This window comes from Pantoea sp. USMM079, from assembly GCF_037153115.1.
GTDB lineage: Bacteria > Pseudomonadota > Gammaproteobacteria > Enterobacterales > Enterobacteriaceae > Pantoea > Pantoea communis.
Window position 1 is genome coordinate 525,347 of sequence record NZ_JBBCKX010000001.1, and the last position, 20,945, is coordinate 546,291.

Below are 20,945 nucleotides of genomic sequence, written 5' to 3' on the forward strand. Positions count from 1 at the left end.
TTGCGTTTAACGCATCACATAACTAGAGGATGAGACTATGACAGTAATTAACCAACCAACTTGCAGATTGTTTACCGAAGTCGGACAAACCACCCAGCTGGCGGCCTACTATGAAGAGGGTCGACACACCATGTGGATGATGCTGCGTGCCCAACCGCGCCCCAGTTTCAACCACGAATTAATCGAGGAGATCATGAATCTGAGCTATGCCGCTCAGCGTTCGGGTTTGCCGATTGATTTTTGGGTGACGGGTTCGCTGGTGCCGCAGATGTTCAACGCCGGTGGCGATTTGCGTTTCTTTGTAGAGTGCATTCGTAACAACCGTCGTGAAGCGCTGCGGGCCTATGCGCGTGCCTGCGTGGATTGCATCCATTCGGCAGCGCGGGGTTTTGATACCGGAGCGGTGACGCTGGCGATGATTGAAGGGAGTGCATTGGGTGGTGGCTTTGAAGCCGCGCTGGCCCATCACTTCATTCTGGCGCAAAACTCTGCACGAATGGGCTTCCCGGAGATCGCGTTCAATCTGTTCCCTGGCATGGGCGGCTATTCACTGGTGGCACGGCGTTCCGGCATGAAGCTGGCCGAAGAGCTGATCTGTGAAGGGGAATCGCATAGCGCAGAGTGGTATGAGACGCGCGGTCTGGTAGATAAAGTCTTCCAGCCAGGCGATGCTTATCGTACCACGCGTACCTTTATCGATACGCTACGTCCGAAGCTGAATGGTGTGCGTGCCATGTTGAAAGCGCGCCAGCGCGTACTGCAACTCTCGCGAGCCGAGCTGATGGATATTACGGAAGATTGGGTGGATTACGCCTTTACACTGGAGCCTAAAGACATTGCTTACATGGAACGACTGGTGCAACTACAGAACCGTCATAGCGCATCCCTGCGCAAAGCCGGATAATCGAGAGCAGCTTTAAACGCGGGCAGGATGCTTAGCCAGCCAATGCCCGAGCTGTTCTGCGGGCATTGGTTTTGCATAAAGATAACCCTGACGCCCATCGACACCGTTGGTCATCACAAACTTCTCCTCAGCTTTTGTTTCAATCCCTTCCGCAATGACTTGCAGATCGAGGGTTTTGGCCACGGCGACAATGGCACGGACCAAAGATTGCGCCACCGGTTGTTTGTTGATGTTACGTACGAAACTTTGATCCAGTTTGATTGCATCAATGGGCACGCGAGCCAACTGGGAAAGCGAGGAATAACCTGTACCAAAGTCATCAAGATGAACCTGAGCGCCCAGTTCCTGGAACTGCTTCATCAGCGTGAGTGCACCGGCTTCGTTCTCAATCAGGCAGCTTTCGGTGAGCTCGATATCAATGGGACAATCCGTGAGGCCGGCTTCGCTCAGCGCCTGCTTTAAATCGGTATAAATACTTTGGTCAATCAATTGTTTAGCCGAAACATTAACGGCAACGCGCAGGTAAATTCCCTCGCTGCGCCACTGAATAATTTGTTGCAGAACGTTCAGCATCACCCAGCGGCCAAGCGGCACGATGAGGCCCGATTCTTCAGCATACGAGATAAAGTCGCCAGGCGGCACCAGACCGCGCTCGACGGAATTCCAGCGCACCAATGCTTCTGCGCTGCGCACTTCGCCGTCACGATCTAATTTGGGCTGGTAGTACACCACCAGATGCTCCAGTTCCAGTGCTTTACGCAGGTTAGTATCAAGCCAGAGATATTCGAAAACACGCTGATTCATCTCGTTAGCGAACACGCAGAATTTACCGCGCCCATTCTCTTTGGCGTGATACATCGCGGTATCGGCGTTGCGGATCAGACTTTCCCGATCCTCGCCGTGCAGCGGGGCCAGGGCGATACCAATCGAACAGCCGCTGTAGACTTCGATCAAACCGACGCGGAAGGGTTGACGCAGGCGCTCAAGAATACGTGATGCCATGGCTTCCAGCGCAGCCTGGCTGGTGTGTTCTGCCAGTACCACGAACTCATCACCACCAAGACGGGCCAGCGTCTGATCTTTGCCCAAACAGCTGAGAATGGCGAGGGAGACCGCTTGCAGCAGTTGGTCGCCAAACATATGGCCGTAGGCGTCGTTGACCTTCTTAAAATTGTCCAGATCGAGATAAACCACGCCAGTTTGACTGCCATTGGCTAATTCCAGCGCCAGACTAATCTGTTGATGGATGGCATTGCGGTTGGGTAAACCGGTCACGGTATCGGTATTAGCGAGGACACGTAAGCGTTCCTGAGCACGTCGCTCTTCTGTGATGTCGGTTCCAGAACAGATGAGGAAAATTTCATTTTTCCCACTACCACTGTGCACAAACTTATTACGAAACAGAAACAGTCGCTGGCCTTTTTTGGTTTTGATCCAGCGTTCTACTTCATAAGAGTTGCCATCGCGAAAGAAGCCCGAAATGTTGCGACGCGAAGCCTGCGCTTCCTGTTTGGTCATAAACAGCTGAAACACGTTGCGGCCGATCACTTCCTGCTCTTTGAGCCCGGTGTACTCTTCGCTTAAGCGGTTGAATCGCTGGATGTTGCCACGCTGATCGAGGATGACAATCACCGAATTTGCTTCGGAGACCACTTGTTCAGCAAAAGACAATCCCAGAGTTAAATCACGCGCTACGGAGGAGGTATCACCCCAGGCAGAAGAGGTGCCGGCCCATGTTGATTGGTTGACCTTGCGGCCGACGAAGTGCATAGGTACCGGCGCACCGCGCAGGGAGAGCGTCAGGTTGATACTGGAGGTGATCACCGTCATCGCACGCAGTAGACTGGCCTGCGCGGGGGTTAATGGAACCGCCAAATTGGTATTGGCATTCTCATCTTCGGCAAAATGCAAAGCATCGCTATCTGAAGTTAAACGCCAATGAGGGCTGGTTGTGCCAAACAGGGTGTATAGCAACGTTTGCCCTTGTTCATCGGTCATGGAAACTTCCTCCGGGGAAATGCTGAGCAGGCGGTATCTCATTATTTTAGCAACAGTATTCAACCTCCTGCGTTAGCACAAGATGCAAACCAAATATATTTTTGTTTTCACTAAAGAATGGCACGAAAAAGCCCCGAAAATCGGGGCTTAAAAATGTCAGCAAGGACACTTGCCGAGCTTGCCTGCCTGGCTGGGAAAACGGGCCTCAAGGCAGTAGCGATGAAAGGCTCGCTCATCCATCGGCGTTTGCCCGGGATGGTGCTCACGCATATGCTTCAGATAAGTTTGATAGTCGTGAACGCCAACCATTAAGCGAAAACTTTGCTTCAATCCCTGCCATATTTGTTGCCAGCGATTAAGAGTTTGCCCGGTGGCCTGGGGTGCGATCGGTAAGCAATGCTGAATGTGCCAGACGCCAATCGGTTTTTTCCAGCGATGAATGGACTCAGACATTCCGCACCTCCTTACGCAGGGAGACTTCGGATTCATGGGTGGTAGGTACCTGACTGCCCAGGGCACGGCGAATAACAAAGAACGCTGCAATCAACATGGTCACGGCCACCAGCATAAAGAAGCCACACAGGGCCGCGTTAATTTGATTGCTAAATACGATAGTTTGCATGTCCGCCACGGTTTTCGCCGGAGCGATAATCACCCCCTCATCAATTCCTTTACGGAACTTGTTGGCTTGCGCAAGGAAGCCAATGGAGGGCTTCTCGTGGAAAATCTTCTGCCAACCGGCGGTCATGGAGGTCACAAACAGCCAGGCGGTCGGTAAAATCGTCACCCACGCGTAACGCTGTTTCTTCATTTTGAACAGCACCACGGTGCCGAGAATCAGCGCCATTGAGGCCAGCATCTGGTTGCCAATGCCAAACAGCGGCCAAAGGGTATTGATGCCGCCCAGCGGATCGACGACACCCTGGTAGACAAAGAAGCCCCATCCGGCTACGGCCACTGTGGTGCCCGCCATATTGCCCAGCCAGGAACGGTTGTTGGCCATGGAAGGCACCACGGTGCCAACCAAATCCTGCACCATAAAGCGACAGGCGCGGGTACCGGCATCGACCGCCGTCAGGATGAACAGCGCTTCAAACAGGATGGCGAAGTGATACCAGAACGCCATCATCACCCGGCTGTTAAATACCTCGGTGATGATGTGCGCCATCCCCACGGCGAAGGTTGGTGCGCCACCTGCCCGCGAGAGGACAGTACTTTCACCCACATCGCGCGCGATACCGCTCAGCATCTCCGGCGTCACGACAAAGCCCCAGCCGTTAATCACCTGCGAAGCGCTCTCAACGGTGGTACCGATCAGTGCTGCGGGTGAGTTCATCGCAAAATAGACGCCCGGATCGAGCACCGAGGCACATATCAGCGCCATGATCGCCACGAAGGATTCCATCAGCATCGCGCCATAGCCGATAAAGCGGATGTGACTTTCGCGCTCAACCAGTTTTGGCGTAGTGCCACTGGAGACCAGCGCGTGGAAGCCAGAAATCGCGCCACAGGCGATAGTGATAAACAGGAACGGGAACAGCGCACCGGAGAACACCGGCCCGCTACCGTCGATAAATTTGGTCACCGCCGGCATTTTCAGTTCCGGCATGGCGAACAGAATCCCAACCGCCAGCCCGATAATGACGCCGATTTTCAGGAAGGTTGAGAGGTAATCACGCGGAGCAAGCAGCAGCCACACCGGCAGCGAAGAGGCGACGAAGCCATAGATCACCAGCACCCATGTCAGTTCGGTGCCTTTCAGTGTGAACAGCGGTCCCCAATAGGGATCGGCAGCCACATCGCCACCGTAAATGATCGCCGCCATCATCAGCACAAAGCCGATAATCGACACTTCAGCGATCTTGCCGGGGCGCAGATAGCGCATATACACGCCCATAAACAGCGCGATTGGAATGGTTGCGGCGATGGTAAACAGTCCCCACGGACTGTTGGCTAACGCTTTCACCACCACCAGCGCCAGCGCTGACAGGATGATGATCATCACGCCGAGCGCACCGAGCATGGTGACCACGCCCGCAAACGAACCCAGCTCCTGACGTGCCATTTCACCCAACGAGCGACCATCACGACGGGTAGAGATGAACAGGATCAAGAAATCCTGCACCGCACCAGCCAACATCACGCCAACCAAAATCCAGATGGTGCCAGGCAGAAAGCCCATCTGCGCCGCGAGAATCGGGCCAACCAATGGACCGGCACCAGCAATCGCCGCAAAGTGGTGGCCAAACAGCACCCATTTGTTAGTGGGCACATAATCGAGACCATCATTCAGCCGTTCTGCAGGCGTGCGGCGACGATCATCCAGTTCGAAAATACGTTCAGCGATAAACAGGCTGTAGAAGCGATAAGCAATGCTGTAGCAGGCAACGGACGCAATAACCAGCCAGACGGCGTTGACGTGTTCGCCACGGCTGAGCGCCAGCATGGCAAACGCACCCGCACCAATTAACGCCACCGCTAACCAGATCAATCCGGTTTTGACGTTGTTCATGAGTTAACTCCTTGTAGAGACCGGGAAAATAGGCGATCGGATACAACAAGTTAAAAGTAATGTAATGAATTGTTAACGACAGGGATTCGAATCAGAAGTGTGAAGCGGAAGGCAAATTTAACATCAGATAAAACTTAGGGGGAAAAATGCGGGATAACGGCTGTTATCCCGCAGATATTCATGCTCAGGCAGCCGGGCGCGCCACCACGCTACGGGTTTCCATACGCACTTCGGCGATGGTCACGTCGATAATGTCGGTCACGCGATAAGCGATTTCGCCTTTGATCTGCACGGTGCCGCTCTCTTGTGAGCACACCAGTTCATCACGCACCGCGTGGATGAACGGGGCAGGGATAAAGGCAACGGCGCCGTTCTCCAGCAGACGTACGCGCATACCGCCACGAGACACGTCGATGATCTCGGCGCTGAATTTGCGATCGGTCCCGGCAGACGGCGCGAGGAAGCGCGCATACAGCCAGTCACCCACATCACGTTCGGCCATGCGGTTCAGGCGACGACGCTCACTCATAATGGCGGTGAACTCGTCTTTTGGACGGGCAATGCTGTCGCCGCGCACAATGGCTTTCAGCAGGCGATGGTTGATCATATCGCCGAATTTACGAATCGGCGATGTCCAGGTCGCATAGGCTTCGAGGCCCAGACCAAAGTGCGGACCCGGTTCGGTGCCGACTTCAGCGAAGCTCTGGAAGCGACGAATGCGGCTGTCGAGGTACTGCGTTGGCTGGGCATCCAGTTCACGACGCAGCTGGCGGAAACCTTCCAGCGTGGTGATCGCCTGAGGATCCACGGTAATACCGTGACCGGCCAGCACGCCAGCAGCTTGCTCTGCGTTTGCCAGATCGAAGCCGGTGTGCAGGTTATAGATACCGAAGCCCAGCTTCTCCTGCAGCACTTTGGCCGCGCAGACGTTAGCCAGAATCATCGATTCTTCAACGATGCGGTTGGCGATGCGACGTGGCTCAGAAATGATATCCAGCACTTCGCCTTTTTCACCCAGCACAAAGCGGTAATCAGGGCGATCTTTGAACACCAGCGCGTGAGTTTGACGCCACTCGCTGCGCGCCAGACACACACGATGCAACAAGCGAATCTGCCCGGCGATCGCCTCATTCTCTGGCTGCCAGCTACCGGCGTTTTCCAGCCAGTCTGACACTTCGTCATAGACCAGTTTGGCTTTGGATTCGATCCAGGCCGCAAAGAAATGCACTTCACCCGTTACGCTGCCGTCTGCCGTGAGCGTCACGCGACAGGCCAGCGCTGGACGACGCACCTTTGGGCGCAGCGAACAGATGTCATCAGACAGTTCGCGCGGCAGCATAGGGATGTTGAAGCCAGGTAAATAGTTGGTGAACGCGCGCTTTGAAGCCAGCTTATCCAGCTCGCTGCCTTCCGCTACGTAAGCGGTCGGATCGGCAATCGCGATGGTCAGCTGCAGATTGCCGTCAGCCTGCTCTTCAACATATAGCGCATCATCCATATCTTCGGTGCTGGCGCTATCGATGGTGACGAAGTTCAGCGCGGTAAGGTCTTCGCGCTGCAGGTGCTCATCCAGCATTTCGCCGAAGCCAACGTTCGGGGCTTCGCGCTCCAGATTATGGCGCGACAGGGTGACCCACCACGGCGCAAGGTGATCGTCCGCAGTGACAATGAATTCGGTCAGTTCAGCATAGAATCCGCGATCGCCTTTCAGCGGATGGCGGCGCATTTCCGCCACGGCCCAATCACCATTCTGAAAATCATGGGTGACGTCACGGGCAGCGCGGCACTGGATCGCCTCTTTCAGCAGCGGATGGTCCGGCACAATCGACAAACGATCGTCCTTCTTCTGCACGCGGCCAACAAAGCGGGTCAGGAACGGCTCAATCAGGGTTTCCGGCTCGGCGCTCTCGCGATCTTTATCAGTGTGGATCACCGCAGATATACGGTCACCGTGCATCACTTTTTTCATCTGCGGAGGGGGAATGAAGTAGCTTTTTTGGGCATCGACTTCGAGGAAGCCAAAGCCTTTTTCCGTGCCTTTCACAACACCTTCGGCGCGCGGAGTTTGCGCGTGAAGCTTCTCTTTAAGCTGCGCGAGCAGCGGGTTATCCTGGAACATAATGTATTTAGTTTCGTGGCCTAAGAGCGGTGGACAGTTTTACGCGAATCAGGGGCGCGCGGCAAGGCCAAAACAGGCTAAAAAGCCGCATTACGCGGCTTTTTACCTTCTGATAACGCTGACGACTCAGGCGATACGTTGGGTCGGTACAGCGGCGGTTAACGCCAGTTTTACCGGCACCGATTTCGAGGTCGGCGTCCCGCTGCCATCACCATAGCTGGAGAGCGGCACCAGCGGGTTGGTTTCCGGATAATAGGCCGCGAGGTTACCGCGCGGAATGTTATACGGCACCAGCTTAAAGCCACTCACACGACGCGTCAGGCCATCATTCCACAGTGTTTCGATATCCACCAACTGGCCTTCACTGAAGCCGAGTGACGCCATGTCATCCGGGTGGATAAACACCACTTCACGCTGACCATACACGCCGCGGTAGCGGTCATCGAGGCCGTAAATGGTGGTGTTGTACTGGTCATGCGAACGCAGAGTTTGCAACGTGAACGGCACCTCCACTTCGCTGCCCAGCTGTGGGAACAGCGAGGTTGGCAAGGCTGCCGCGCTGAACTCCGCCCGTTTGCTTGGTGTATTAAAACGCAACTCCGCTGCTGCGCTACCCAGGTAGAATCCACCCGGAATATCACACTTGTTATTGAAGTCAGCAAAGCCAGGAATGGTGGCGCCAATGTGATCGCGGATCACGTTGTAATCATCGGCCATGCCCAGCCAGTCAATCTTGTCACTGCCCAGCGTGGCGTGTGCAATACCGGCCACAATCGCGGTTTCGGAGCGCTGGGTGTCTGCCAGAGGAATACCCACACCTTCTGAGGCGTGCACCATGCTGAAAGAGTCTTCAACGGTGATGAACTGGTTACCGCTGGCCTGACGATCGCGCTCAGTACGGCCGAGCGTCGGCAGAATCAAACCTTCGTGGCCCGGCACCAGATGGCTGCGATTGAGTTTGGTGCTGATATGCACGGTCAGACCGCAATGCTGTAGCGCTTCCTCCGTCACCGGGGAATCGGGTGCGGCAGCCGCAAGGTTGCCGCCCAGGGCGATCAGCACTTTCACTTCATCACGCAGCATCGCGCCCAGCGCTTCAACGGTGTTATGACCGTGTTCACGCGGCGGTTCGAAGCCGAAATGCGCGCCCAATGCATCAAGGAACGGCTTATTGGGTTTCTCATCGATCCCCATGGTGCGGTTCCCCTGCACGTTACTGTGGCCGCGCACCGGACAAAGGCCAGCGCCTTTTTTACCCAGCTGTCCAAACAGCAGTTGCAGGTTGGTTATCTCACGCACTGTATCAACGGAGTGTTTATGCTGAGTCACGCCCATCGCCCAGGTAATAATGACACGCTCAGCGCTCTGGTAGATCGCGGCCGCTTCCCGAATCTGTGCTTCGCTCAGGCCGGATTGACGCACGATATCGTCCCAGCGCGTGTTATCCACGGCAGCCAGATAGCTCTCAATGCCATGGGTGTTGGCGTCGATAAATTCTTGATCGAAGATGCCCGGTTCACCCGCAGCTAAACGCTCGCGTTGCACTTCCAGCAGAGTTTTCACCATGCCGCGAATTGCTGCCATATCGCCGCCGAGATTGGGCTGATAATAGGCAGAACTAATGGTTCCCGCCATGGAGGTGACGACTTCCAGTGGTTTCTGCGGGTCGGCAAAACGTTCCAGCCCACGCTCGCGCAAGGTATTAAAGGTAACGATTTTCGCACCGTGATCGGCCGCGTGGCGCAGGCTGTGCAGCATACGTGGATGGTTAGTCCCCGGATTCTGACCGATAACGAAAATCGCATCAGCGTGGTCAAAATCATCCAGGCGGATGGTGCCTTTACCGACGCCGATGCTGCGCTTCAAGCCGGTGCCGCTGGCTTCGTGGCACATGTTTGAACAGTCAGGGAAGTTATTGGTGCCCATCACGCGGCCGAACAGCTGATAGAGCCATGAGGCTTCGTTACTGGCGCGACCGGAAGTGTAAAGCTCCATCTGGTCGGGATGGTCCATCGCCTTGAGGTGACGGGCAATCATCGCCAACGCATCATCCCAGCTGATCGGTTCATAGTGATCGGTGGCGCTGTTATAGCGCATCGGATGCGTCAGGCGTCCCTGATACTCAAGGAAATAGTCGCTCTGTTGATACAGGGTGCTCACGCTGTGCTGAGCGAAAAACTCGGGCTCCACCACGCGGCGAGTCGCTTCCCAGGTCACCGCTTTAGCGCCGTTCTCACAGAAGCTGAAGGTGCTCTTGTTGTCATCACCCCATGCACAACCCGGGCAGTCAAAGCCACGCGCTTTGTTCATGCGCATCAAATTGCGCATGTTTTTCAGCGCAGCTTTACTATCAAGGACGAAACGGGTGGTAGCTTCCAAAGAGCCCCAGCCGCCAGCAGCGGCACGATAAGGCTGAATCTTACGTTTAAATTTCATAGTCGTTGCAGGCTTATTGTTTATGAATTGTTATCAGAATATGACTTCTGTTGAGGGGAAGTGTGCGACTCACTGCAAAAGTTGTCTAATTGATTGGTTTAATGGTGCGATAGGCGGCGTTTATCGCGATCAAACAGTCAGAAGCGTGATGTGGTTCAAACTTTACCTGCTGGCAGGACAGCGTCGCGACGTGACAATCCAATAAGTGGCTAATAATTGCTCTTTCAATTGATGAAAGGGCGCGCACCATGAAGAATCTTGCCAGCCAAATTCACGCCTTCGGTAAAGCATTAATGATGCCGATCTCCGTTATTGCCGCTGCCGGTATCTTTCTCGGTCTGGCTGCCGCGATGCAGAATCCCGCCGTCACCGGTGATGCCTTTGCCAATCTACAGGTGCCACAGCTGATTATTGGCTTTATCCGCAAAGTGGCGGCGGCTTTATTTGCCAATCTGCCCGTGTTCTTCGCCGTTGCCAGCGCCATCGGTCTGGCGAAAGCGGAGAAGCCTACTGCGGCTTTTGCGGCAGTCATTGGCTATGTCGTGATGAATGTGGGCATCAGTGCTACGCTGGCCGCCAAAGGGCTGACGGCGGCTACTACGACCCCAGAAGCCTTACAGCAAGCAGGCCTGGATCAAACCACGGCGATGATGACCTCGGCAGAGTACATCGAGATGCTGGGCATCTTTACTTACAACATGAGTGTGCTTGGCGGCGTGATTGCCGGGCTGGTCACCGTGGCACTGCATAATCGCTTTTACACGCAAACATTGCCGACGGCGATTAGCTTTTTCGGCGGGCGGCGCTTTGTCCCCATCGTCACCGTTATCGTCTTGCCGCTGATTGGCGTGCTGCTGGCCTTGATCTGGCCCACGATCGGCGAAGGCATTGCCTGGGTCGGCAAGATGATTGGGAAAAGCGGCCAGTACGGCGCGTTTCTGCTGGGAACCGGCGAACGTCTGCTTATTCCTACTGGCTTGCACCATATTCTCAATGAAACGGTGCGTTTCACCCCTATCGGTGGCATGGCGACGGTGGACGGGCAAACCATTGTTGGTGCACTGAATATCTTCAACACTTCGCTCACCAACCCAGGCGCTATACCTGATGAGACGGTGCGCAACGCCACTCAATTCCTGGCCCAAGGTAAAATCCCGGTGATGATGTTCGGCTTGCCTGCTGCTGCACTGGCGATCTACCACACCGCGCGCCCGGAGCATAAACAGCGGGTTAAAGCGCTGGTGATGGCAGGTGCGTTGACCTCCTTCACCACCGGCATCACTGAACCGCTGGAGTTCTGTTTTATCTTCGTATCACCGGTGCTTTATATCCTGCATGCGTTGATGACCGGTCTGTCATTTATGCTGATGTCGATGCTGCATTTAATGATCGGCAACGTGCAGGGCGGCGCGATCGATCTGGTGGTGTTCGGTATACTCGGTGGCAGTAAAACCCAATGGTGGTGGACGGTAGCGCTGGGGGTGATTTATGCGCCGATCTACTATTACGGCTTCCGTTTTGTCATTACGCGCATGCGAGTGGAAACGCCTGGACGAGAATCGGATGAGGAGCCGCAAACCGTGCAGGTGACAGCCGATGAACGTACTAAGGTGATCATCAGCGGGTTGGGCGGCGAGGCCAATATAGAGGACGTCGATTGCTGTTTCACCCGCCTGCGGGTGCGCGTGAAAGAGATGAATGAAGTGGTCGATCAAACGTTGCTGACCACTGGCGCCAACGGTGTTAACCGGGTCAGCGATCACGATGTGCAGGTGATTTACGGTCCGCAGGTGGAGAAAATTGCTAACGAAGTGAAAAGTGCACTGGGCGTGGCATAACACATTTAGTTACCACGCTAATAATAAAATTAGCAATCAATGTTAAACCCCCCTAGCTGAGATGGGAGATGATGACTTCGCCCCTTCAAGAGCTAAGCCATTAAGAGTGCCGGAGATAAGCGCCGGGTGGGGCATTAACTTTCAACCGAAGGCTGCCAAACGGCGGCCTTTGTGCTTTTTGCATGGTGAAACGGATAAAGCTGCGCGGGTTTGCTAACATAGCGTGATCGTGACTTCAGGGTGGATGCCAAAATCGACATCAAGCAATTGATATATCTCTGCAATCTAGAGCGTGAGCGCCATTTTGGCCGCGCGGCAGAGGCCAGTTTTGTCAGTCAGCCGACATTATCGATGCGGTTAAAAAACCTTGAGCGTGAACTGGGCCTATCGCTGATCAATCGCAGCAACAACTTCGATGGATTTACGCCGGAAGGGGAACGGGTGCTGACCTGGGCGCGTGAGATCGTGTCGGTTTACTCGGGACTGAAGCTGGAAGTCGAGTCGCTGAAGCATGGCGTCAACGGCACGCTGCGCCTGGGCGTGATGCCACAGTGCAGTGTCGCCTTGCCGGCGTTACTGAAAGCGGTTGAAACACGTTATCCGCAGCTGGATTATCGTGTCTCCGCCATGAGTGCGGACCAACTGCTGGAGGCACTGAATAGCCATACGGTGGACGGCGGCATTGGCTTTTTCGAACTCACCGCTCTGCGAGAATTACACTTTCAGACCGCGCTGTTAAAAGACCCCGGCGTGGAGGCGATTTTTAATCCTCAGCACTTCCCGGATTTACTTCAACACGACACGGTTTCACTTGCGCAACTGGCGCAGTTTCCACTGTGCCTTGCGGAACCCACGCGCTATTTCCGTCGTTACGTGGATAGCCAACTGCGCGAAACCGGTTTGCTACCGCGGGTGATTGTGGAAAGTGCCTCGATTATGCAGCTATTACAGAGCGCGCAGGTGGGATTGGGCGTGATGGTGTCGCCGCGCGGACATTTACTGCCGGAAATGCTGCAAAATGTGGCGCGGAGGCCGATTGCGATGGCACCCATGGGACGCCAGGCCGCGTTGGTGGTTGCTGAGCCGGGCAGGGCATCGCCGTTGGCTCAACATTTCTTTGACGAAGCGCGTCGCCATCTGCCGGATTAACGCGTTTCACCCAGCGCCATCCATAACCGATCCTGCCAGCTGGCAAACGCCACTGCTTGCAACAGAGCGAAAATGCGCTCGGTTCCCCATCCCGCATTCAGCAATGGCTGCAAGTGTGCTGCGCTAAAACGCTCTGGCATGCGAACCAGCTGAGCGGTAACGCCAATCACCGGCTGCACTTCTCCCGCTTTATCAACATCTGCAAGCAATGCTTCGCGCTGGCAAGCGGCATGACGCGTGAACGGGCGCTGACAACCCAGGATGCGCGCGCAGGTTGCCAGCGCCAACGCGGATTGCTCATCATGATGTTCACCGATGCGCTGTTGCAAAGTCGCCCAGCCATACAGCGCCTGCGCGTCATGCACCAGCAACCAAATCGCGTCCTCTAATCCTTCGATGCCCTGACAGAAGGTTATCGCCGCCAGTTGATCGGCACTGGCATAGCGCAACTCAACCGGTTTAAGCGCGTGCTGCCATGCGGTGTCGCGGTCAAACAGCGCCGGGTCGGCATCCGCTGGTGGTGATACGCCGGGTATCCAGCGTACCGGTAAGCCCATCATGGCTTGCAGTGCCGCGACGACTCGCGCCTGATAGCTGACGAATCCTACCACTTGATTGAGAGTGACGATATCAGGCTCAGTGAGCCCGACGGCATCCAGGGCGCTGATACCAGTGACATTGATCAGTGCCGGTTGCATCGCCAACTGACGCGCGTACTGGGTGATTTGTGTCAGGCGGTTATTACTCTCGCGGGAGGAATCCGGGCCCGGCAGGGGGTTGAGGCGCGCCGAGTAGTGATTACACAGTCGCTGCACACCGGCAACCTGCGCCACTGTCAACGCGGTACTGAGACGATCGTAGAGCGTTAAGGTATGCGTGAGTGAGTTGTTCAGCGTATCCGGCAGCAAAATCTGGCTCAGATCGCGCGCGGCCAGTAACGCTGGCTGGAAACGAGTAAACAGGGGCTGCAGTGCAGTGGCTTCCTGTTGCAGACCTAATAAAAAGCGATCTTCGAGAAAGGCGGCTTCGGGCACTAATGGCGTGGTGGCCTGGGTGTGCGGGCGAGTCTGGCTTTCATAAAACCAGTGGTCATGGCCGGGATAACGGCGTTGTTCCATGGTCATTCCTTGCGCAAAAAACGGTCTGGGTACGCGACGGGCAAATCTGAAAAGCGCATCGCCACCAAAAGGCTAGCTTATCGTCGCTGAAGCACTGGCTGTGGCAAAAGAATGAAGGGGAATAATTAAGATCGAATGAATCTATACGCCTGAAAATTCAAGCGGTAGCTAACAGGGAGAGGTGAGTTTGCGGGAGACGTCAGTCGAAAGTGAACAGGGCGAAAATCGGTGAAGACAGCTGAGACTTCGCTAAGAAAAAAGGCGAGCACCCGGCTCGCCTTCAGAACTTATTTCAGTTCCAGCTCGTTCATCGCGGCAATGCTGAAGCCGCCATCAACGTGTACCACTTCACCGGTGATACCACCCGCCAGATCAGAGCACAGGAAGGCCGCAGAGTTACCCACGTCTTCGATGGTGACAGTGCGGCGAATTGGCGTAACGGCTTCACAGTGAGCCAGCATCTTACGGAAATCTTTGATGCCTGAAGCTGCCAGAGTACGGATTGGACCCGCAGATACGGCGTTAACACGCGTACCTTCTGGACCCATCGCGTTCGCCATGTAACGTACGTTGGCTTCCAGAGACGCTTTAGCCAGACCCATTACGTTGTAGTTCGGGATCGCGCGCTCCGCACCCAGATAAGACAGGGTCAGCAGGGCTGAGTTCGGATTCAGCATCGCACGGCACTCTTTTGCCATCGCCACGAAGCTGTAGGCAGAGATGTCGTGAGCGATTTTGAAGCCTTCACGGGTCACGGCGTTCACGTAGTCACCATCCAGCTGATCGCCAGGTGCGAAACCGATTGAGTGAACGAAACCGTCAAATTTTGGCCAGGTTTTTGCCAGTTCGGTGAACAGCGCAGTGATGCTCTCGTCTTCTGCCACATCGCACGGCAGAACAATGTCAGAACCCAAATCTTTAGCGAACTCTTCCACACGACTTTTCAACTTGTCGTTCTGGTAGGTGAAAGCCAGTTCTGCGCCCTGTTTGTGCATCGCCTGTGCAATACCGTAGGCAATGGAGAGTTTACTGGCAACGCCAGTAATCAGAATGCGCTTACCGGAAAGAAAACCCATAGCTGTAATCCTTATGGTCATTGTTGTTGGCGGTCGCAATGATTAAATAGTAGGCGACCGACGTTAATCGACGTGCGGATTCTAGCACGTCTCTCTCAAATGCGGTAAATCGCACCGTGTTTTCGCGATGTGATGAACAATCAACGCACTTTGCGCCAGGCTTCAGCGGTTAAGGCTTCGCCAAAATGGCTGGTGATCAGCCGCTTAGTGAGGTCATGCAGTGGCGAGGCCAGCACATCAGCCGTGCCGCCGCGTTCCACCACTTCACCCTGATGCATCACCAGCACCTGATCGCTGATGTGCTTCATCATGCCGATATGTTGCGTCACATAAATATAGGCGATGCCGTGCTTCTCCTGCAGTTCCAGCATCAGATTCACCAACTGCGAACGCATGGTCATGTCCAGTGAGGCGAGGGCCTCATCGGCGACAATTACCTTCGGCTGTAGGATGAGTGCGCGAGCCAGCGCAAGACGCTGTTTCTGGCCGGGGGCCAGCATATGCGGATAGTAACCGGCGTGATCGCGCAGCAAACCCACCTGGCGCAGTGTGGCAATAATGCGCTTCTCTCGCGCTTCATCATCCAGTTCGGTATTCAGGCGCAGCGGGAAATCGAGGATCTGACTGACGCGCTGGCGCGGATTAAGCGAGGTCGAAGGATCCTGAAATATCATGCGAATACGCTGGCTGCGATAACCGTAATCGCCATACTCCAGCGGATGATCGTCAATCAGCATCTCACCTGCCGTCGGGGCCACCATGCCGCTCAACATTTTCGCCAGCGTGGATTTCCCCGAGCCGTTCTCGCCAATGACCGCTAAGGTCTGCTTCTCACGCAAGGTGAAGCTTACCCCTTTCACCGCCTCCACATGCTGTCGGCGAAACAGACCGGTGCGATAGCGATAGGTTTTACTCAGGTTGCGCACTTCCAGCAGCGTTTCCATGCTCATTGCCCCTCCACATTTAACGGGAAGTGACAGGCAAACAGGTGGGATTTAGTGCCGGTGAGGCGCGGTGTCTCAATACACTTACGCTGTGCATAGGGACAGCGCGGTCCCAGACGACAGCCAATCGGTAAATGCTCCAGTGAGGGAATCGCGCCGGACAGTGTGTTCAGGCGGCTTTTATGCGGCAGCGCACTGCCAAAGTCGGGCATCGCGCGAATCAGCGCCTGTGTATAAGGATGATGCGGCGTATCCATTAAATCTTCACTCTGCGCGGTTTCGACGGTCTGACCGCAGTACATCACGTTTATGCGATCCGCCCACTGGCTCATGGTGCGCAGGTCATGACTGATCAGCAAAATCGTGGTGTTGTTATTTTGGTTGAGGCGACTCAACAAGCGGAATATTTGTGCCTGCGTAGTGGGTTCCATGGCATTGGTCGGCTCATCGGCGATTAGCAGACGTGGCTGATTGGCCAGTGCGATGGCGATCATCACCTTCTGACATTCACCTTCCGTCAATTCATACGGGAAACTGCGCATGATGTCTTTGTGGTCTTTAATGCCCACGCGGTGCAACAGTTCGATGGCACGCGCTTTGCGCCAGAACCACAAACGCTGATACCAGCGCCCTTTAAACGTCCAGCGTGGGATCGCCTGCATCAACTGGCGGCCGATGCTTTCAGAGGGATCCAGGCAGGATTGCGGTTCCTGGAAAATCATCGACACGTTATGGCCGACAATGCGGCGTCGTTCGCGCGGCGACAAACGCAGCAAATCGATATCATCGAACACCATACGATCGGCGGTGACGCGCCAGTTGTCTTTGGTTACGCCGCAAATCGCTTTCGCAATCAGGCTTTTGCCGGAGCCGGATTCCCCCACCAGCCCACGTACTTCACCTTCACTGAGCGTCAGATTAATGCGATCAACGGCCTTCACCGGACCTTCTGAGGTCATGAACTCAATAGTGAGATTACGAATATCCAGTAACGGCATTATTCAGCTCCCGCTTCTACAGCGCGACGGATGCCATCGCCCAGCAGGTTAACGATCAACACACTGACCATCAGCGCGACGCCGGGCAGCATCACGGTCCAGGGCGCGACATAAATCAGCTCCAGCGCATCGCCCAGCATCGCTCCCCATTCCGGTGAGGGCAGCTGTGCCCCTAAATCGAGGAAACCGAGTGCGGCAATGTCGAGAATGGCCATGGAGAGTGAACGCGTAAATTCCCCGACCAGCAGCGGCAGGACATTGGGTAGCACCGCGTTCCACAGAATATTCAGATTGCGCGCGCCATCCAGACGCAGCGCCACCACGTACTCTTTTTCCATCTCGTTATGTACCGCAGTATAGATCTCCCGCACCAGGCGCGGAATGATTGCCAGCAATACCGCCAGCATGGCGTGTTCAAGGCGTGGGCCTAAAAAGGCCACCACAATGATTGCCAGCAGCAGCGAAGGGATGGAGAGCAAGGTATCCAGCACGTGGTTCATTACCGCAGAGCGCAAACCGTGGGTAATGCCAGCCAGCACCCCCAGGATCAGGGCGCAGATCGCGGCTAAAACCGTCACCATGATGGCCGAACCAACCGTTGGCGCTACGCCGCTCAGCAGGCGACTCAATACATCGCGGCCCAAATCATCGGTGCCGAGGAAGAAGGAGACATCCCCGTAGCGCGACCAGGAAGGGGGCAACAGTTGATAGCCGAGGAACTGCTGATCAATGCCATAGGGCGACAATAAGCCGCCAAACAGGCACAGGAATAACAGGGCACCAAAGCCGTACAATCCGATCATGCCACTGGTATCACGATAAAAACGCTGCCAAAACAGACGAAACGGGCTGGGCAGCCGCTTCTCTGCATAGATATCATCGTAAGGCATACCATTCCTTGTGTTTCAACGGATTAAGCGCCGCACCCAGAATATCTGACAGCACGCTGACCAGAATCACCAAACCGCCGACCACCATCACACCGGCAGAGATGGCCGCATAATCCTGCTGACGAATGGCGTTGATCAACCAGCGGCCAATGCCCGGCCAGTTGAACACCACTTCCGTAATCATCGCCAGCGTCAGCATGGTAGAAAACTGCAAACCCAGACGCGGGATGACGGGCGGCAGCGCGTTGTGCAGCACATGGCGGCGAATCACGGTGAAGCGAGATAATCCGCGCGTGGCTGCCGCTTTCACATAGTTTTTATCCATGACATCGCTGGTGCTGCTGCGCAGCAAACGAATAACCTCGGTGGTTGGCGCGACCGCCAGGACCACCACTGGCAGAATCATATGGGTCAGGGCACTCATCAACATCTCATGGCGCCACGGTGAAGGACTCAGCCAGGCATCAATCAGTGCAAATCCGGTCACGTTTTGTACCGGGTAGAGCAGATCAAAGCGCCCGGAAACTGGCAACCAGCCCAGTGTCAGGGAGAAGAACAGGGTGAACAGCAGTGCCAGCCAGAACACCGGCATCGAGAAACCGAGCAGTGCCAGTGCGCTGATGGCTTTATCCTGCCATTTTTTGCGCATCACACCCGCGCAAATTCCCAGCGGAATACCCACCAGCAGCGCCAGCATGAAGGCCAGAATGCAAAGCTCCAGCGTGGCGGGGAACACCTCGCGCAGTTGCAGGTCGATCAGCTGGCCGTTGGTGCTGGAAACACCGAAGTCAAATTGCAGCAGGCCTTTAAACCAGAACCACCAGGCATCGAACAGTGAGGCACCTTCCAGCGGCGCATTCGGCGTAAAGTAGCTAAGACTGAAACTCACCAGCGACAATAAAAACAGGGTGATCAGCAGCAACAGCAGGCGACGCAATATATAGATGATCATGCTTATTCCTCGCTGCTCTCATCACGGTAAACCCCGGCAAACGAGGCATTCCCGAACGGACTTAGCACCAGACCTTTAATATCATGGCGATATGCCTGTAAACGCAACGATGACGCCAGCGGCAATACCGGTAATTCCTGCGCCAGAATTTGCTGTGCCTGATCGTAGCTGTCGATGCGCGCCGAAAGTTGTTGCGACAACAGCGCCCGTTGCAATGATTCATCAAAGGCCGGTGAACACCAGTGCGCAAAGTTGGTCTGCGAGCGGATGGCTGCACAGCTCAACAGCGGCCGAAAGAAGCTGTCCGGGTCGTTACTGTCTGTTGCCCAGCCGGTCAGCGTCAGATCATGATTCATCGCCATCAACTGCGCTTCCTGGAAACGGCCTTCCACCGGCGCGATGGTGACGCGCACGCCAACCTGAGCCAAATCGGCTTGCAGCAGCTCAGCGGTTTTCAGTGGGCTGGGGTTCCAGGATTGTGAGGTGGTGGGCACCACCAGTCGCAAGTGCAGATCTTCCAGCCCAAGCGCTTTCAGCGCTTCACGAGCTTTCGCCGGATTGTATTCGGTGACCCGCGCATCATTATCATACGCCCAGGAAGCACGCGGTAAAATGGAGGCGGCGGTTTCGGCGGTGCCGTAGTAGATCGATTCCATCAGGCGTTCGTTATTAATGGCCAGTGCCAGCGCGTGACGCACTTCCGGGCGATCGAGTGGCGGTTTACGCGTATTGAACGCTAAATAGGCGATGTTCATGCCAGGACGCAGCGTCATGCGCAGTCGCGGGTCATCACGCAAAATGGAGAGCTGGCTGGCCGCCGGATACGCCAGCACATCGCATTCACCTGTGAGCAACTTCGAAAGACGTCCTGTTCCGCCTACGCCAAGATCGATCACCACTTGCTGCAGACGCGGCACACCTTTCCAGTACTGCGGATTACGCGCAAGGCGCAGATATTGCCCGGTGCGGTACTCGCTCAACTGGAACGGTCCGGTACCCACCGGTTCGCGATCCAGACGCTCCTGCTGGCCTTTCGCCGTCAGCTTGTCGGCATATTCCTGCGACAGGATCGGCGCGTAATGCGTAGCGATGTGCCAGAGGAAAGAGGCGTCCGGACTGTTGAGACGGATTTCTACCGTGTCGTTGTCCAGTTTTTTAACGCTTTGGACCGAGTCAGAGAACTGCAAACTATCGAAATAGGGATAGCTGCCACCGTTGACGTTATGCCACGGATGCTGGCGGTTAAACATGCGCGCAAAGCTGAACACCACGTCATCGGCATTCATTTTGCGCGTGGGTTTAAACCAGTTGGTGTGCTGGAAAGAGACATCTTTGCGCAGATGAAAACGATAAGTGGCACCGTTGTCACGCACTTCCCAGCTCTGTGCCAGGTCAGGAATCAGGCGATAAGTGTAAGGGTCCACATCCAGCAGGCGGTCATAGAGCTGTGCCGCCAGCGTATCCACAACCAGGCCGCTGCTGACCATTTGTGGATTAAAGGTATTGACCGTGCCATTGACGCAATAAACAAAACCGCTATTACGGATGTTATTGGTTGGTGCAGCCAGCGCAGACGCACTCAATACGCTGAGACCGAGCAGCAGCGAGGAGAATAATTTTGGCATAGAACTCAACGATTCTGAGGCAATAGCGTGAGTGTATCGCAAACGTCACGCACTCCCCAAATTCATGATGGTTCTGCGTTGTTTTTCGCCAATCTGGCGAAGGGGTAATCACAATGTTAGTGTGGAAATGAGAAAAATTCTCAATTAGGGCTTTACAGATGATAATAAGAATGATTATTATTCTTCTGCGCTTCGACGGTGGCTCTACCGAAGAAGAGCACGACATTGCTCACATTGCTTCCAGTATTAAGTTGCCCGCCTTGTGCGGGCTTTTTTTTGTGTGTCGTTTTTCCCGTCATCTTTTGCACTGCTGTTGCGTTGGCTGCGCGCACTAACCCCAGTCACATACTGATGTATGCTCCCGGGGATTAGTGCACTTGCCGCCT

General features: G+C 55.1%; 15 protein-coding genes. 3 read left to right on the plus strand and 12 right to left on the minus strand.

Annotation, left to right across the window (positions count from 1 at the left end):
- Nucleotides 1-37: 37 nt before the first annotated feature.
- Nucleotides 38-904: a crotonase/enoyl-CoA hydratase family protein gene (locus WFP70_RS02470; protein WP_034821448.1), complete on the plus strand. Its 867-nt coding sequence runs from the start codon at nt 38-40 to the stop codon at nt 902-904.
- Between the two features lie 12 nt (nt 905-916).
- On the opposite strand, the gene pdeR is transcribed toward WFP70_RS02470, so the two are convergent.
- The 5 genes from pdeR to WFP70_RS02495 form a co-directional block, all read right to left on the minus strand.
- Nucleotides 917-2,902, minus strand: a complete 1,986-nt coding sequence (pdeR, locus tag WFP70_RS02475) for a cyclic di-GMP phosphodiesterase (RefSeq protein WP_034821445.1) — start codon at nt 2,900-2,902, stop codon at nt 917-919.
- 156 nt (nt 2,903-3,058) lie between these two features.
- The gene (locus tag WFP70_RS02480; RefSeq protein WP_058959794.1) at nt 3,059-3,355 is read right to left on the minus strand and encodes a YbdD/YjiX family protein; all 297 of its coding nucleotides are present in this window, start codon (nt 3,353-3,355) and stop codon (nt 3,059-3,061) included.
- Nucleotides 3,348-5,414, minus strand: coding sequence for a carbon starvation CstA family protein (locus WFP70_RS02485; protein ID WP_337022467.1), 2,067 nt, complete (start codon nt 5,412-5,414; stop codon nt 3,348-3,350). The genes WFP70_RS02480 and WFP70_RS02485 overlap by 8 nt, the downstream gene beginning before the upstream one ends.
- A 184-nt stretch (nt 5,415-5,598) precedes the next feature.
- On the minus strand, nt 5,599-7,533 hold the full coding sequence (locus tag WFP70_RS02490) for an exoribonuclease II (protein WP_337022468.1): 1,935 nt from the start codon (nt 7,531-7,533) through the stop codon (nt 5,599-5,601).
- A 126-nt stretch (nt 7,534-7,659) separates the two neighbouring features.
- Nucleotides 7,660-9,969, minus strand: coding sequence for an FdhF/YdeP family oxidoreductase (locus WFP70_RS02495; protein ID WP_337022469.1), 2,310 nt, complete (start codon nt 9,967-9,969; stop codon nt 7,660-7,662).
- 248 nt (nt 9,970-10,217) lie between these two features.
- Here WFP70_RS02495 and WFP70_RS02500 point away from each other — a divergent pair, with 248 nt between their 5' ends.
- Entirely contained in the window at nt 10,218-11,807 is a 1,590-nt protein-coding gene (locus WFP70_RS02500; protein ID WP_337022470.1) for a PTS transporter subunit EIIC, read from the plus strand.
- Nucleotides 11,808-12,059: 252 nt separating this feature from the next.
- Nucleotides 12,060-12,956: a LysR family transcriptional regulator gene (locus WFP70_RS02505; protein WP_337022726.1), complete on the plus strand. Its 897-nt coding sequence runs from the start codon at nt 12,060-12,062 to the stop codon at nt 12,954-12,956.
- On the opposite strand, the gene WFP70_RS02510 is transcribed toward WFP70_RS02505, so the two are convergent.
- The 7 genes from WFP70_RS02510 to sapA all read right to left on the minus strand — a co-directional run bounded on the left by WFP70_RS02510 (nt 12,953) and on the right by sapA (nt 20,559).
- On the minus strand, nt 12,953-14,074 hold the full coding sequence (locus WFP70_RS02510) for a CMD domain-containing protein (RefSeq protein ID WP_337022471.1): 1,122 nt from the start codon (nt 14,072-14,074) through the stop codon (nt 12,953-12,955). The genes WFP70_RS02505 and WFP70_RS02510 overlap by 4 nt on opposite strands.
- A gap of 287 nt (nt 14,075-14,361) precedes the next feature.
- The gene (fabI, locus tag WFP70_RS02515; protein WP_007892455.1) at nt 14,362-15,150 is read right to left on the minus strand and encodes an enoyl-ACP reductase FabI; all 789 of its coding nucleotides are present in this window, start codon (nt 15,148-15,150) and stop codon (nt 14,362-14,364) included.
- A 140-nt stretch (nt 15,151-15,290) separates the two neighbouring features.
- Entirely contained in the window at nt 15,291-16,094 is an 804-nt protein-coding gene (sapF, locus tag WFP70_RS02520) for a putrescine export ABC transporter ATP-binding protein SapF (RefSeq protein WP_160867428.1), read from the minus strand.
- 2 nt (nt 16,095-16,096) lie between these two features.
- Nucleotides 16,097-17,092 (minus strand): putrescine export ABC transporter ATP-binding protein SapD, encoded by a 996-nt coding sequence (sapD, locus tag WFP70_RS02525; RefSeq protein ID WP_045814412.1) that lies wholly within the window; start codon nt 17,090-17,092, stop codon nt 16,097-16,099.
- Nucleotides 17,092-17,982, minus strand: coding sequence for a putrescine export ABC transporter permease SapC (sapC, locus tag WFP70_RS02530; protein WP_097117017.1), 891 nt, complete (start codon nt 17,980-17,982; stop codon nt 17,092-17,094). Before sapC ends, sapD begins: the two co-directional genes overlap by 1 nt.
- Nucleotides 17,969-18,934 carry a putrescine export ABC transporter permease SapB gene (gene sapB, locus WFP70_RS02535; RefSeq protein WP_034821411.1) on the minus strand — a complete coding sequence of 322 codons (966 nt, stop codon included), beginning with the start codon at nt 18,932-18,934 and terminating at the stop codon, nt 17,969-17,971. The genes sapC and sapB overlap by 14 nt, the downstream gene beginning before the upstream one ends.
- Nucleotides 18,935-18,936: 2 nt before the next feature.
- Nucleotides 18,937-20,559 carry an ABC transporter substrate-binding protein SapA gene (gene sapA, locus WFP70_RS02540; protein ID WP_160867425.1) on the minus strand — a complete coding sequence of 541 codons (1,623 nt, stop codon included), beginning with the start codon at nt 20,557-20,559 and terminating at the stop codon, nt 18,937-18,939.
- Nucleotides 20,560-20,945 lie beyond the last annotated feature (386 nt).

Bases quoted from the DNA above. Each gene is read 5' to 3' on its own strand.
- WFP70_RS02470 (WP_034821448.1), top strand. From the start codon at position 38: ATGACAGTAATTAACCAACCAACTTGCAGATTGTTTACCGAAGTCGGA.
- pdeR (WP_034821445.1), bottom strand. From the start codon at position 2,902: ATGACCGATGAACAAGGGCAAACGTTGCTATACACCCTGTTTGGCACA.
- WFP70_RS02480 (WP_058959794.1), bottom strand. From the start codon at position 3,355: ATGTCTGAGTCCATTCATCGCTGGAAAAAACCGATTGGCGTCTGGCAC.
- WFP70_RS02485 (WP_337022467.1), bottom strand. From the start codon at position 5,414: ATGAACAACGTCAAAACCGGATTGATCTGGTTAGCGGTGGCGTTAATT.
- WFP70_RS02490 (WP_337022468.1), bottom strand. From the start codon at position 7,533: ATGTTCCAGGATAACCCGCTGCTCGCGCAGCTTAAAGAGAAGCTTCAC.
- WFP70_RS02495 (WP_337022469.1), bottom strand. From the start codon at position 9,969: ATGAAATTTAAACGTAAGATTCAGCCTTATCGTGCCGCTGCTGGCGGC.
- WFP70_RS02500 (WP_337022470.1), top strand. From the start codon at position 10,218: ATGAAGAATCTTGCCAGCCAAATTCACGCCTTCGGTAAAGCATTAATG.
- WFP70_RS02510 (WP_337022471.1), bottom strand. From the start codon at position 14,074: ATGGAACAACGCCGTTATCCCGGCCATGACCACTGGTTTTATGAAAGC.
- fabI (WP_007892455.1), bottom strand. From the start codon at position 15,150: ATGGGTTTTCTTTCCGGTAAGCGCATTCTGATTACTGGCGTTGCCAGT.
- sapF (WP_160867428.1), bottom strand. From the start codon at position 16,094: ATGGAAACGCTGCTGGAAGTGCGCAACCTGAGTAAAACCTATCGCTAT.
- sapD (WP_045814412.1), bottom strand. From the start codon at position 17,092: ATGCCGTTACTGGATATTCGTAATCTCACTATTGAGTTCATGACCTCA.
- sapC (WP_097117017.1), bottom strand. From the start codon at position 17,982: ATGCCTTACGATGATATCTATGCAGAGAAGCGGCTGCCCAGCCCGTTT.
- sapB (WP_034821411.1), bottom strand. From the start codon at position 18,934: ATGATCATCTATATATTGCGTCGCCTGCTGTTGCTGCTGATCACCCTG.
- sapA (WP_160867425.1), bottom strand. From the start codon at position 20,559: ATGCCAAAATTATTCTCCTCGCTGCTGCTCGGTCTCAGCGTATTGAGT.